We start from the raw sequence: 14,414 nt of genomic DNA, 5'->3' as shown, positions 1-14,414 counted from the left end.
TGCCCCGACCGGCGGCGAAGGGGGAATGAGGCAGATCTGCTGCGCCGTTCGGACATGTCCGGCGTCGTGAACTTGTCGGCGGCGGTGGTCCGCCCGGAACCTTCTGCGGAGGCGACCGCCGAGCGCACACGTTCGACGTCGTCATTTCCCGACGTACGACGAAAGGAGTGTCGTGGTGACCATGCCAATGGTCCAGACTTCCGAACCGGGCATGCAGGCGGCGGCCACCGAGTTCGCGGCCAAGGCCCAGGAGTTCACCGGCCACCTGCGCAGCGTCAACTCGCAGATGGCGACGTTGCAGGCGAGTTGGCGGGGCGACGCGTCGAACAGCTTCAACCAGGCCATGGACAACTGGGAGCGGTCCTTCCAGACCGTCATCAACCAGCTGCTGCACATGATGGACGTGATGGGCGCCACCACCTCCGGCTACCGGGCCGCGGAGGACGAGGCGGCGAAGAGCGCCCAGTCCTTCATGTCCGCGCTGCCCGGCGTCTGACCTCTTCCGCAGCCCTGAGAAAGGACGTGACGGTGTCCAACTACCGGTTCGACTTCAACCAGGCCGACGCCACCCTGTACGACATGAACCAGATCAACGGGCGGATCGCCAGCGCGTTGGACGAGATGGAACGCAACGTCGAGCGGAGCCTCCAGGACTGGACCGGTGACGCGCAGACCACCTACTACGCGGCCAAGGCCGAGTGGCGGGGCGCGGCCGGCGCGATGACGGTCTACCTCGAGCAGGCACGCAAGACGCTGCTGGCGATCTCGGAGAACTACGGGACCACCGAGCAGCGGCACACCAGGATCTGGAACGACGTTCGCGGCGGCTGAACCGCAGGCCGGCTGCTGGGCGGTGCGCCCGCCCGGCAGCCGGCGCCTCTCAGCGACACCACCTCTGACAGTTGGCCGCACGGAAAGGTTGTGGACGGATGGGCGTCGACCTCAGCTACCCCCACGACGAGGCGTACGAGCAGATCGGCATTCTCGACAAGTTCAACAATGGCGAGATCGAGGGCTTTCCGGACAAGCACCCGGACGGTTGGATCCAGGCCGTCATCGACCGTGTGCACGACGAGATCCTGAACAACAGCAACGAGTCCCAGAAGGTCGACTGGAGCAACTACACCGCGGAGGAACGGGCCGCCTACGAGTGGTTCGAAGACGAGGTCGTCCCGCACGAGAAGTGGAAGGCGCTGGTCGAGAAGTACCAGGAAGGTTCCGTCGCCGAGGACAACGTCGGATGGGACGCGTTCGGCCCGAACGACTATCTCGACGTCAACGGAAAGGTCCCGGTGCCGGAGGTCAAGACCTACACCGGCGGCGACAACAAGGACGGTGAGCTGAAGGTCAGCACCGAGGCCATCCGCTACTTCGCGAACTCGATCGGCAAGCTCGTGTCGACGGACAGCGGCCAGCCCGGCGGCCTGATCCTCGACGTCCGGCGCAATCTCGACGAGCTGAACGTGCTGCCGGGCAAGTTCGCCCGGGCGGAGAAGATGCGCCGCAAGCTCGCCGGCGGCGACGAGAACGCCGGGCTTATCGGCGACACGGCGGGCCTGCTGACCAAGATCCACCAGACCCTCTTCGCGCTTCGCGAGAGCCTGCTGGCCATGGCCAACTCCTACGAGTACGCCGAGGACGGCAACGCCCGCACCGGAAAGGACTTCAAGGAGTACGCCGAGAAGTTCCGGACCATGACCGAGGCGGAGTTCACGAAGGCCATGAGCAGTCCGTGGGGACAGATCGACGACATCGGCGACTACGGCCAGGTCACCTCCGGAGGCAACGGCGGCGGCGACACGTCCGGTGGCGACGACACGTCGGGCGGCGACGACAAGAAGTAACCGCGCGGACTGACGCGGAGTGCTCGGCGCGGGTCGGCGCGCCGCTGTGGGCATAGGAATGGGGACAGGTCATGGCGGACGAAGAAGATCCGAGGAGTTCGTGGGAGAACTCCGCAGACCCGAAGGCGACCTTCCCGCCGCTGGACGTGCAGACCGAACCCGAGAACGACCTGGAGATCTGGGCGCAGATGGATCCGCCCGGCTGGCGGCGGATCAAGGCGGCGGTCGTCGGCGGGTCCGCGATCGAGAGCGAGGCCGGGCACGAGTACGCCGCGGGCCTGATCAACCACCAGAGCCTGATCGACGCGGCCTCCGCGTTCCAGCAGGCGTACAACCTCCTGATCTGGTTGGAGACGTTCATCAGTCTGCACGCGCACGCCATCGCCGGTGAGGAGAAGGCGTGGCAGGGCCCGGCGGCGCGGGCGTTCCTGGCGAAGATGGACTACTTCAGCGAGTTCCTGGGCAACCAGGCCGAACGGTTGGCCGGTGGCCTGGGCATGCCGGAGACCGCCGGGCTGCCGTACCAGTTGATGAAGGCCGGCAGCTACCTCAAGTGGGCGCAGGACCAGCTGAACTACCTCGACGTGGCCTGGGCGCAGATCGCCGCCGCGAACGGTGCCAACCACACCGACGGTGGCAACGTGGCGATCAGCTCCACCCCGTACGCGCGACCGATGACGAACCAGATGCTGGAGGTCGCGCTGGAACTGGCCAAGACGTACCGGCCGATCATCGACAAGGTCAGCTCGCCCAGCGGTGACGGCAGCCTCGGCGTCGACGATCCGACCAAGCCGCCCACCCAACCACCGACCGATCCGCCCACGTCGCCACCTACCGATCCCCCGACCGATCCGCCCACGAGCCCACCCACCCAGCCGCCGACGGACCCACCCACCCAGCCGCCGACGGACCCGCCGACTCAACCGCCGACGGCTCCGCCGACTCAACCGCCGACCGATCCGCCGACCCAGCCGCCGGTGGATCCGCCGACTCAACCGCCGGTGGACCCACCGGTCGGCGAGGTGACACCGCCGGCCCTCGACGGCCCGCCCGGTGTGGACGGCCCCGGCGGGCTCGACGACCCGCCGTCGGGGAACAGGGATCCCTCCGACGGTGGTCTGCCCGGCTTGGACGGTCCCCCTTCCGTCGATGAGCCGCCGACGCGGGTCCCCGGCGGGAACGGCGAATCGCCGGGCTTCGTCCCGCCGGTTATCCAGAATCCGCCGACCCGGGGCGACCAGGGAGGCAGCAGACCGGGGCCGATCAAGCCGCCCACGCTCAAACCGCCCCCGATCGGCGGTCTCCCGGACGGTACCGATGGCGGAGGGGATCCCCCCGACCTGCCGGACGTCGACCCCGTCCCCGACCCCAACGCCCCCGGTGGGATCGACATCCCGGGCGGTATCGACGTCCCGGGCGGTATCGACGTCCCGGGCGGTATCGACGCCCCCGGTGGTATCGACGCCCCCGGTGGTATCGATGCCCCGGGTGGTATCGATGCGCCTGGCGGGATCGACTCCCCGGGTGGTATCGACGCGCCTGGCGGGATCGACGTGCCCGGTGGCATCTCGGACGGTGTCGACAGACCCGGTGGCGTCCAGGGGCCCGGTGGTGTCCCGCTCGCCCCACCGCTGCCGGGCCAGCCCGGTGCGCCCGGCTCCGGGGGCGGCGGCTCGACGACGGACCGCCCGGACGCGTCCGGCCTGCTCGACGGTGACCCGGCGGCGTGGGCCCAGGACGACCCGAAGGTCGGCGACCCGTTCGCGCCCGGCGGCGTCGCCTCCGGCGGCTCCGGTCTGGGCAGCCCCGAGCGGGAGCCGACCACCGACTCGTCGCTGCCCAACTCGGGTCCGCTGCCGTTCGTGCCGCCGCTCCCCGGGGCCCCGGGGGCTCCGGGAGCGGGTCCGGGCGACCGTTCGGCACCGGACCGTCCCGATGCCGCCGGTCTGGTGGACGGGGACCCGGATGACTGGAAACCCACCACGGACGGATCGGACGTCCCGCACGCCCCGACCGGTACCACCGCCGGCGGTGCCGGCCTCGGAACCGACCCGGTCGACCTGCCGGCCGGTCCGGAGTCCGAGCCGCCCGCACCACCCACCGACGTGCCGGCCGGTCCGGACACCGGGCCGGACCTGCCCCTCACCGACGTGCCGGTGCTGCCGGTGTTCCCGGTGCTGCCCGGTGTCCGGGCGCGGGACCGGGACACCGCGCCCCGGTCCCCGGCCGCCCGACCGGACCGGGCGGGCAGCGTAGACACGACAGCCGAGACGCACCCACCGGACAGCCCGGACGAGGTGCACCGCGTGGGCGGGCCGGACCCGCAGGCGTCCGCCGGCCCGGTACCCCCGGGCGGGGCGACCGCCGGCGGGCCGCGACCGGACGACGGCCCGCCGCCACCGGCCGAGCCGGTCGTCACGGTGGCGACCCTCGGCGTGCCCCTCGCGACATCCAGGGGCCGGGCCGACGAGCGGAAGCCACCCGCCCGGCCGGACGCCGCCGAGTTGCTCCGCGAGCAGGAGAGCACCTGGACCGGCACCGGGTCACCGCCACCATCCGGCCAGGACCGGGTACCGATCGTCCGGCCGGTCGAGGATACCGGCGACACGTCGGGCTGGGACGACACCGGTGACGCCTGGTGGCTGACCGGCGACGAGGCCGGCGGTACCGGCACACGCGCCGGCGACACGGAAACGCGCGCCGGCGGTACCGGAACGCACGTCGGGCGTACGGAGACGGACGGCGGGCGGGTGGAACAGGACGGGGAACGAACGGGGAGGAGAACCGATGCCTGACGGGATCGAACCGGTGCCGTTGAAAGCCTGGAAACGGGAACGCCCGACGCCGCCGGCCACCCCCACCGGGCGGCCACCGATGTGCGGCGGCCCGGAGTACACCGTCGCGCAGCGCCTGGAGCTGATGCGCGAGAAGCAGCGGGCGATGGACGAGGCGGCCCGCCGCGAGCGGGAGGCGGCCGAGCAGGCCGACGCGCGCGAGGCCGCCAAGCGCCGGGCCGCGAAACCGGCCGACCCGGACGACGAGTACGCCACCGGGCGGCCGAACCCCGACCGGTACGCGGTCACCCTGCTCCGCCAGGACGAGTCGGCCTGGGGTGGCGGCGGTGCCGGAACCGGGGTGCTCGGATGAAGGGTGGGGGAGCGCCGGCATGAGCACGGTCACCGTCAAGCGTCCGCCCCGGGCGTCCGGCCCGGACGCCCCGGACGGGGAGGTCGAACTCCAGGAGCCACCGCTGATGGCGGAGGAGGCGCCGCTGGACTTCCGCTCGTTCGTGATGATCGTGCCGATGGGCCTCGGCATGGGCGCGATGATGGCCATGTTCGGCCTCTACAACCGGTCCCCGGTGCTGTACGTCATGGGTGGCGCGATGGCCGTCGGCATGCTGCTGATGGGTCTGGTGCAGATCGGCCGGGCCGCCGCCGACCGCAAGCGTCAGATGCGCGGTGAACGCCGGGACTTCCTGCGGTACATCGCCCAACTGCGCCGACAGGCGCGGGCGGCGGCCGAGCAGCAGCGCCAGGCGGTGATCTGGGACCATCCGCAGCCGGCCTGGCTGTGGTCGGTGGCGATGAGCAGCCGGCTGTGGGAGCGGCGGCCCAGCCACGACGACTTCGCCCGGGTCCGGATCGGGCTCGGCCGGCAGGCCGCCATGCTGCGTTTCCTGCCCCCGCAGACCAAACCGATCGAGGACCTGGAACCCCTCGCCTCGATCTCGCTGCGCCGCTTCTCCGAGGCGTACCGGACGGTCTCCGGCGTCCCGACCGCGGTGGGGCTGCGCAGTTTCACCAGTGTGGAGTTCGAGGGTGACGTCGACGCCGCCGTCGACCTGGCCCGGGCCATGGTGGCCGCCCTGGTCACCCTGCACGCGCCGGACGAGCTGCGGGTCGCGGTGCTCGCCCCGGAGGTGCACCGGGAGCCGTGGAACTGGATCAAGTGGTTGCCGCACAACGCCCATCCGACCGCGTTCGACGCCGCAGGTCCGGTCCGCCTGTTCGCCGGCGGGTACGACGAGCTGCTCGACCTGCTCGGCCCGGAGATCGCCGACCGGGGGGACCACGACCGGGACGCCCGACCCTCGTCCACCGAGCCGTTCGTGGTGATCGTCGCGCACCTGGTGGACCTGCCCGACAGCGCACGGCTGCTCGGCGCGGGCATCCGGAACGTGGTGCTGCTCGACCTCACCGGCCAGATGCCCGGTGGGCCCCGGGTGCTGCGGCTCAGCGTGGACGGCGAACGGGTGACGTTCCCCGCCGGGGACACCACCGGCTCCGCCCTGCGGGACGGGCTCGGCCCCGCCGAGTGCGAGGCGCTGGCCCGGATCATCGCGCCCCGACGCACCAGCGGTGTGCTCGACGCGGTCGACGAGCCCCTGGAGAGCAGCTTCGAGCTGACCACCCTGCTCGGCATCCGTGACGCGCACACCTTCGACGTCGCCGCGCTGTGGCGGACCCGGGCGCCGCAGCGCAACCGGCTCACCGTGCCGATCGGCGTGACCGAGGGCGGCGAGGTCATCGAGCTGGACCTGAAGGAGTCCGCGCAGGGCGGCATGGGGCCGCACGGCCTGCTCATCGGCGCGACCGGCTCCGGCAAGAGCGAACTGCTGCGTACCCTGGTCTGCGGGCTGGCCGCCACCCACTCCTCGGAGATCCTGAACCTGGTGCTGGTGGACTTCAAGGGCGGCGCGACCTTCCTCGGCATGGAGAAGCTGCCGCACACCTCGGCCGTGATCACCAACCTCGCCGACGAGTTGCCCCTGGTCGACCGGATGCAGGACGCCCTCAACGGGGAGCTGACCCGCCGCCAGGAGGCGCTGCGGGCCAGCGGGTACTCGTCGCTGTTCGACTACGAGAAGGCGCGCGCCGCCGGGGCGCAGCTGGTGCCGTTCCCGGTCCTGCTGATCATCGTGGACGAGTTCAGCGAGCTGCTGTCCAGCAAGAGCGAGTTCATGGACCTGTTCGTGTCGATCGGCCGGCTCGGCCGGTCGCTCGGGGTGCACCTGCTGCTCGCCTCGCAACGCCTGGACGAGGGGCGGATCAACCGGGTCGAGGGACACCTGTCGTACCGGCTCGCCCTGCGTACCTTCTCCTCGATGGAGTCCCGGTCGGTGATCGGCGTCGGCAAGGCGTACGAACTGCCCCCGGAACCCGGCAACGGGTACCTGAAGGTGGACACCACCAACCTGGTCCGGTTCAAGGCCGCCTACGTGTCCGGCCCGTACCAGGGCGGCGCCGGGGCCGGTGGACGCGACGACGAGGAGGAACGGATCCTCGCCGAGGTCGTCCCGTTCAGCGCCGGTCAGGTCGCGGTCCGGCACGATCCCGGCCGGGGCCGGGCCGCCGAACCGGCCGTCGAACCCGAGGAGGAGACCGGAACCGTCACCGGGCCGAGCCTGGTGGAGGTGCTGCTCGACCGGATCGCCGGTGCCGGCCCGCCGGCCCGCCAGGTGTGGCTGCCGCCGCTGTCCGCCGCGCCCAGCCTGGACACGCTGCTGCCCAGCGTCGTCCCGGACCCGCTGCGCGGCATGACGGTGGAGGACCCGAACGCGCAGGGACGGCTGCGGGTGCCGGTCGGCATCGTCGACCGTCCCGCCGAACAGCTCCGCGAACTGCTCACCGTCGACCTCGGGGGAGCGGACGGCCACGTCGGCATCGCCGGCGCGCCGCAGAGCGGCAAGTCCACCCTGCTGCGCAGCGTGATCCTCGCCCTGGCGCTCACCAACACCCCGCGCGAGGTGCAGTTCTACGGACTCGACTTCGGTGGCGGCGGGCTCGCCTCGATCTCCGGCCTGCCGCACATCGGCTCCATCGCCACCCGGATGGAACGCGACCGGGTGGTCCGGACCATCGAGGAGGTCTGGCAGGTCATGGAGCGCCGCGAGTACGAGTTCGCCCAGCGCGGACTGGACTCGGTCAGCGCCTACCTCGCCGCCCGCGCCCGGGGCGAGATCGACGACCCGTACGGGCACGTGTTCCTGGTGGTCGACGGCTGGTACACGATGAAGCAGGACTTCGCCGACCTGGAGACCCGGTTCCAGGAGCTGGCCTCCCGGGGACTGTCGTTCGGCGTCCACGTGATCGTCTCCACCACCCGCTGGTCGGAGCTGCGGACCTGGCTGCGGGACCTGCTCGGCACCCGGCTGGAGCTGCGGCTGGCCGACTCGATGGAGTCCGACGTCGGCTCCCGCAAGGCGGCCACCGTGCCGCACCAGCCGGGACGGGGCCTGACCAGCGGCGGGCTGCACTTCCTCGGGGCGTTGCCCCGAATGGACGGCAGCTCGTCCGTGGACGACCTGGCCGAGGCGACCAAGTCCACGGTCGAGGAGATCGGCACGTTCTGGACCGGTCCGGCCGCCCCCGGCGTACGGATGCTGCCCACCCAGTTGCCCGTGACGAGCCTGCCGGCGCCCGAACCGGCGTTCAAGGTGTGCATCGGCCGGGACGAGCAACGGCTGGCCCCGGTCTGGCACGACTTCATGGTCACCCCGCACCTGCTGGTCTTCGGTGACAGCGAGACCGGCAAGTCGAACCTGCTGCGGCTGGTGCTGCGGGCCATCCAGCAGCACTACACCCCGGACCGGGCCAAGGTGGTCCTCGGTGACTCCCGCCGCGACCTGGACACCGCCATCACCGCCGACTACCAGGTCGGGTTCGGGTTCACCGGGGATCTGCTGCACGACCTGGCCGGGCAGACCGCCGTGTCGATGAACCGCCGGCTGCCCGGTCAGGACATCTCGTCGGAACGAATGCGCCGCCGCGACTGGTGGGACGGACCGGAGCTGTTCGTCATCGTCGACGACTACGACCTGATGACCCGCTCCACGGGGCCGGGCTCCGCCCTCGACCCGGTGCTGCCGCTGCTCGCCCAGGGCGTCTCCATCGGCCTCCACCTGATCGTCGCCCGCAGCACCTCGGGGGCGATGCGGGCCATGATGGACCCGGTCCTGCGCCGGATGTGGGAGCTGGGCACCCCGGCCACGCTGCTGTCGTACCCGAAGGAGGAGGGCAAGTTCCTCGGGGACGCCGCTCCCCGCCGCCTGCCCCCCGGACGCGCCCAACTGGTCACCCGCCGCGGCGTCAAGCTGATCCAGACCGGGCACGTCGGATGAGAGAGGACCACGAGTGAGCGCCACGCTCAGCGCCGAACTCTGCCGGATCACCGTGGTCGGACCGGCCCGCCGGGTCGACCTGGCGGTACCGGTGACCACCACCCTGGCCGGTCTGCTGCCGCTGCTGGTGCAGCAGACCACCGACGGCCAGCGCGCCGACCCGGGAACCGGTGACGGATCCTGGGTGCTGCAACGGCTCGGCCAGGCCCCGTTCGACCTGACCGGCACCCCGGAGAGCCTGGACTGGCTCGACGGGGAGGAACTGCACCTCCGCCCGGCCGAGAACCCGCTGCCCGAACTGGACTTCGACGACCTCGCCGACGGCGTCGCCACCGCCGTCAACCGGCGCGGCGACCGCTGGCAGCCCGAGTACCGGCGGACCCTGTTCATCCTGCTGGCGGTGGTGGCGATGGGCGCGGTCGCCGCCGTGCTCACCGCGCACGGTCCGGCGCTGCCCCAGGTCGTCGCGGGCGGGGTACTGGCCGCCGCGTTCCTGGGCGCGGCCGTGGTCAGCGGCCGGAACCTGGACGACGGGGCGTTCGCGCTGCTCTTCGCCGGCGGGGCGGCCGGCTTCGCGGCGGTCGCCGCGTCCAGCGCGGTCGACGGCGACCCGGACCGCATCGCGGCGACCGGCCCGGCGGTGCTCGCCGCCGCGGTCGCCGGGCTCGCCGTCGCCGCTGCCCTGCTGCTTGCGCAACGGACCGTCGCGCCGCACCTGCCGGCCCCGCCGCTGCTGGTGGCCGGCCTGACCGGCCTGGTCACCGTCCCGGTGCTGCTGACCCGCTGGGCCAGCGGGATGACCATGGCCCGGACCGCCGCCCTCGCCGTCACGCTGGTCCTGCTGGTGGTCGTGCTGGCCCCCCGGATGGTGGTGAAGCTGGCCCGGCTGCGCGGCCCGCAATTGCCGAAGACCAGCGAGGACATGTCGTACGACATCGAGCCCGCCCCGTCCGACCAGGTCCACCAGCGCACCGACGACGCGGACACCTACCTGACCGTGGTGATGGCCATGGCGGCGCTGGTGCTGCCGGTGCTGTTTCACCACACCATGCGGACGCCCGGCTGGGCGGGCTGGAGCCTGGTGCTGGTGGTCGCGAGTGCAATCCTGTTGCGCGCGCGTACCTTCCTGGGGCTCTGGCAGCGCGGCGCGCTCGTCGTCGCCGGTACCGTCGGCTACCTCATGGTCATCACGACGCTCGCCGATCTGTTGTCGCCAGCCTGGCGATGGGTGCTGCTCAGCACACTCGTCGCGCTGCTGGTGCCGTTGGTGCTGGCGGCGTTGCGCCCCTGGCCCCGGCGGATGCTGCCGTTCTGGGAGTACACGGCCACCTTCTTCGACGTGGTCACCGGCGTCGCCGTGCTGCCGGTCCTGGCGCAGGTCCTCGGCGTCTACGCCTGGGCCCGCGGGCTGTTCGGGTAGCCGCCGTGCAGACCCAACGGGACCACGTCCACGCGCACAGCTTCATGATGGGCCGGCTCAGCTCGGCCCTCGTCCAGGGGGACCCGACGAGCGCGCAGGTCCCCGGCCAGCGGGCGCTGACCGGGCTGCTGGTCGGGATCATCCTGGTGCTCCTGGTCGGCGGCGGGTTCGCCGTCTACGGCTGGATCGTCCCCGGCGGCAGCACGGCGTACCGCCAGGCCGGCGCGATCCTGGTGGAGAAGGAGAGCGGCACCCGGTACGTCTACCGCGACGGCGTGCTGCACCCCACCGCCGACCTGACCTCCGCGATGCTGGCGCAGGGCCCCTCGGCCACCGTCAAGCTCATCTCCCGCAACTCGCTGGAGGACCTGCCGCGCGGCCCGCAGCTCGGCATCCCCGGCGCGCCGCAGTCCGTGCCGGCGGTGGACGCGCTGGTCACCGGGCCGTGGCTGGTCTGCCTGCCGGGCTCGGTGGTGGACCGGCCCGGCACCGGGCTCGGCGTGAACCTCGACCCCGGGGCTGCGGCCGCACCGCTGGCCGACCAGACCTTCGCGCTGGTACGCGGGCCGGACGGGGTCACCTACCTGCTCGCCGGCGCGGGCAAGTTCCCGGTGGCCGACGAGTCGGTGCTGGTGGCGCTCGGCGCGGCCAACGCGCGGCTGGCCGTCGCGCCGGCCGCCTGGCTGGACCGGCTGCCGACCGGAGTCCGGCTCGGCCCGGCCGACATCCCCGGCGCGGGCACCCCCGGCCCCCGGGTCGGCGGGCGCGTCCACCCGGTGGGCACGCTGTTCCGGCAGCAACCCGCCGGCGGCGCGGAACAGTTCTTCGTGCTCCGGGCCGACGGACTGGCCCCGCTGAACCGGATGGAGTTCGCCCTCGCCGCGGTACGCCCCGGTGCCGCGCCGGTCACCCTGGACGCCGCCGCCGTCGCCCGGGCCCCCCGGTCCACCGACCGGACGCTCACCGACCGGCTGCCCGACCTGACCGGCTTCCGCTGGCAGGACCCGGCGGGCCGGGTGCTCTGCCTGCGCCAGCGGCCGGCCGGTGGGGACGCGGTCACCAGCCGGGTGGTGTTCGCCGACCGGCGGGTCTCGGGCGTCGCCGCCGACGGTACGACCACCGTGCTGACCAGGCCGGGGTCCGGCCTGACCGTGAAACCGGTACCCGCGGCGGCGCACACCGCCGAGGTGGCGTTGATCTCGGACCAGGGTGTCGTGTACCGGCTCGCCGACCAGGACACGGTCGCCGCGTTGAAGCTCGGTTCGGCACCCGCCGTTCCGTTCCCGAGGGACCTGCTGGCGGTGCTGCCGCAGGGGCCCGTGCTCAGCCGTACGGCCGTCAACGGTCCCGCGAGGGGGTAGCGTCCATGGCATCCATCCGAACCCTGCTGCGCGGCGGACGGGGCGAGTCCGGCGACGTGGTGCAGCACACCGTCGGCAACGCGCTGGTGGTACACCACCGGGACGAGATCAGCGGCGAGGCGCAGTCGCTCGCCCTGTCCGTGGTGGCCGACACCGAGAACGACGTGGTGGTGCTCGACCTCGGCAGTGGCATCCCGATCGGCTCCTGGGAGTCGATGGCCAGTGTGCTGCCGCGCCGCCGCCGGGGCATCCGGCTGGTCGCCTGCGGACAGCGGCACGACACGGCGGCCCTGGCCGGACAGTGGCTGTCGGAGCGGCTGAACCGGACCGTCATCGCCCCCGACGGCGACCTGGTCCGGGGCGCGGCCGGCGCGCTGTTCGTGCACTCGACACCGGGCAGCGGCTGGGTGCGGTTCCGGCCCGGCCGGCCACCGGCCTGGGACGCCAAGCGGTACCCGACGCCGGCCTGGGACGCCGCCGCCACCGAACGCCGGGCGTCCAGTTCCACCGGCGAGATCGAGCCGCTGCCCGGGGGCGTCTGGGTGCACGACGTACGGGCCCCGCAGGTCGTCGCCGAACACCGGGACCGGCTCGTCGCCGACCTGCCGTGCCAGTCGGAGACGATGACCGTGCTGCTCGGCTGTCCGGGCACCGAGCCGCTGTCGCTGGACGACGTGGTCCGCTTCTGGCGCGACCTGGACCCGGACAGCCGGCTGCGCGTCCGGTTCGTACAGTACGGCGCGGTACGCCTGCCCGAGGGCGAGTCGTTCGGGCAGGCCCTCGCCGACCTGCTCGGCACCAACGTGGTCTGCTATCCGGGGGTGCCGATCGGCGCGCCGGGCAGGTTCGAGATCCGGACGGTACGCGCCGACGGGGTGCTGGGCTGGCCGCCGTTCGCCCTCGAACTGGGCTACGCCCCGCGGGTGCACCCGCATTCCCGGGCCCGCCGCCCCCTCCTGCTCAGCCACCGTGGACCGTTGCAGTGGACCGAGGAGATCGCGCCCCGGGTGTACTGGTACGCCCCGGACGCCGTGGTCGAGGTGATCGAGGCGGGGTTGTGGGTCCGTCCGGCCGAGGAGCCGGGCAACGCCGAACGGATCCGGGCGACGCCGCTGGACCCCGACCGCAGCACCATGATCTTCGACGACACCGGCCCGGAGCGGTCCGCCCGGATGCGGGAACTGGCCGCGGACCTGGCCGCCCGGATCGAGCGGAGCGTGGGCCAGGACAGCGTGCTGTTCCCGGCGTCGGTACTGGCACCGGCACCGAAGTCGGGCGGCCCCGCGCAGGCGAGCCTGCCGGCCGCCGACGTCACCGCCATTCCCGACCCGATCGACCTGCCACCGCCCCCAACGGCCGGGCCGGCCGGGCCGCCCGCTCCGGTGGCGTTCCCGATCCCGTCCGCGATCGACGGCCCCGCCGAGCCGGCTCCGCCGGCCCAGCCGTCGTTTCCGGCCGAGCCGGCCCCGTCGGTCGCGCCTTCGCCGGTACCACCGGTCGTGCCTTCACCGTCGGTCGCGTCGTCCACGCCGGCTGCGTCTTCGCCGTCGGCCGAGCCCTCGTCGTCGGTCCCGTCGGTCCCGTCGGTCCCGTCGGTCGTGCCAGCGCCGCCCGTCCCACCGGTCGTGCCTGCATCGCCCGTTGAGCCTTCGCCGCAGCCTCCGTCGCCGCCGGAGGCACCGCCGTCCGGCGCGCCGGCGGAAGCGGACGTACCGGCGGTCGCCGCCGGGTCACCCGGGCAACCGGTCGCGGACGTGCCGCCCACCGGGCCGGCGGACGCGCCGGGGGTGTCCGGCGCGCCGGCCGCCGGACCGACGGGGTCGGCCGGGGTCCGGTTGCAGCCGGTGGTGACGCCGGCCGCCTCCGCCCTGCTGCCCCGACGTGGGCTGGCCGAGGAGCGGGCCTGGGTACGCCGCTCGCTCAGCCGGGACTTCGACGCGATGGCCAGCTCGGTGTCCCGGCTCATGTCGGAACATCCGGGCATGAAGTCCAGCGGCGACCGGGCTGCCGACGACGACATCCTGGTCGACTCGGTGGCGGCCCGACTGTTCCTGACCCCCCGGGGTGCCGGTATCGACGCCGGCCTCCGGTCCGGCGAGAACGGCCCGCACGTGCCCCTGGCCCGGTGCGCGGTCTCCGGCCTGTCCCGGCTGCCGTCCTTCCGGGGCAGCACCGTCGTCCGGGCGACGCCGGGCAGCGTGGAGTGGGGCCTGTACCGGGACCGCCGCCTGGTCACCGACTGGGGCTTCGTCACCATGCTGACCGCGCCCTGCGCCGGCCAGGACGGTGACACCGACGTACTGGTCTGGTCGATGACCGCCCGCCGGACCGCCCTGCTCGAGCCGGAGGGGGACGAACGGGTGGAGGACCGGGTGGTGTTCCTGCCCGGGACCCACTTCAAGATCCTGGAGGTGACGGAACCGGAGGGTGGCCGTCGGGGGGCCGTCCTGCTCCGCGAGATCGGCGCCAACGAGATCGACGACGACGGTCGGGTCGACCGGAACCGGCTGTCGCTCGACGAACTGGCCGTCACCTCACTGCGTCGCAGTCTCGACCGGTGGGCCGGTGCGGACCCCCGTCGCCGGATCGGCACCGCCTCGGCCGGTCGCTTCGGCGTGCTTCCCGGTCTCGTCCGACCGCTTGCCGGGAAGAAGGGGTGACCCCTG

Annotated in this window: 9 protein-coding genes; all 9 read left to right on the top strand. The window is 73.0% G+C overall.

What is annotated here, in order from left to right; translation table 11 throughout:
- The first annotated feature begins 175 nt into the window (after positions 1-175).
- The gene (locus PVK37_RS25255; protein ID WP_341483398.1) at positions 176-496 is read left to right on the top strand and encodes a WXG100 family type VII secretion target; all 321 of its coding nucleotides are present in this window, start codon (positions 176-178) and stop codon (positions 494-496) included.
- 32 nt (positions 497-528) lie between these two features.
- Positions 529-831, top strand: a complete 303-nt coding sequence (locus PVK37_RS25250) for a WXG100 family type VII secretion target (protein ID WP_275030300.1) — start codon at positions 529-531, stop codon at positions 829-831.
- A gap of 98 nt (positions 832-929) precedes the next feature.
- Entirely contained in the window at positions 930-1,844 is a 915-nt protein-coding gene (locus tag PVK37_RS25245) for a hypothetical protein (protein ID WP_275030299.1), read from the top strand.
- Between the two features lie 71 nt (positions 1,845-1,915).
- Positions 1,916-4,639, top strand: a complete 2,724-nt coding sequence (locus PVK37_RS25240; RefSeq protein WP_275030298.1) for a hypothetical protein — start codon at positions 1,916-1,918, stop codon at positions 4,637-4,639.
- Positions 4,632-4,991: a hypothetical protein gene (locus tag PVK37_RS25235; protein WP_275030297.1), complete on the top strand. Its 360-nt coding sequence runs from the start codon at positions 4,632-4,634 to the stop codon at positions 4,989-4,991. Before PVK37_RS25240 ends, PVK37_RS25235 begins: the two co-directional genes overlap by 8 nt.
- 19 nt (positions 4,992-5,010) lie before the next feature.
- Positions 5,011-8,967 (top strand): type VII secretion protein EccCa, encoded by a 3,957-nt coding sequence (gene eccCa / locus PVK37_RS25230; protein ID WP_275030296.1) that lies wholly within the window; start codon positions 5,011-5,013, stop codon positions 8,965-8,967.
- Positions 8,968-8,980: 13 nt separating this feature from the next.
- Entirely contained in the window at positions 8,981-10,387 is a 1,407-nt protein-coding gene (gene eccD, locus PVK37_RS25225) for a type VII secretion integral membrane protein EccD (protein WP_275030295.1), read from the top strand.
- A gap of 5 nt (positions 10,388-10,392) precedes the next feature.
- On the top strand, positions 10,393-11,748 hold the full coding sequence (gene eccB / locus PVK37_RS25220; RefSeq protein ID WP_275030294.1) for a type VII secretion protein EccB: 1,356 nt from the start codon (positions 10,393-10,395) through the stop codon (positions 11,746-11,748).
- A 5-nt stretch (positions 11,749-11,753) separates the two neighbouring features.
- Positions 11,754-14,408, top strand: a complete 2,655-nt coding sequence (locus PVK37_RS25215) for a hypothetical protein (RefSeq protein WP_275030293.1) — start codon at positions 11,754-11,756, stop codon at positions 14,406-14,408.
- Positions 14,409-14,414: the final 6 nt, after the last annotated feature.

The organism is Micromonospora cathayae, from assembly GCF_028993575.1.
Lineage (GTDB): Bacteria > Actinomycetota > Actinomycetes > Mycobacteriales > Micromonosporaceae > Micromonospora > Micromonospora cathayae.
This window is presented reverse-complemented; position numbering and strand designations above follow the sequence as displayed.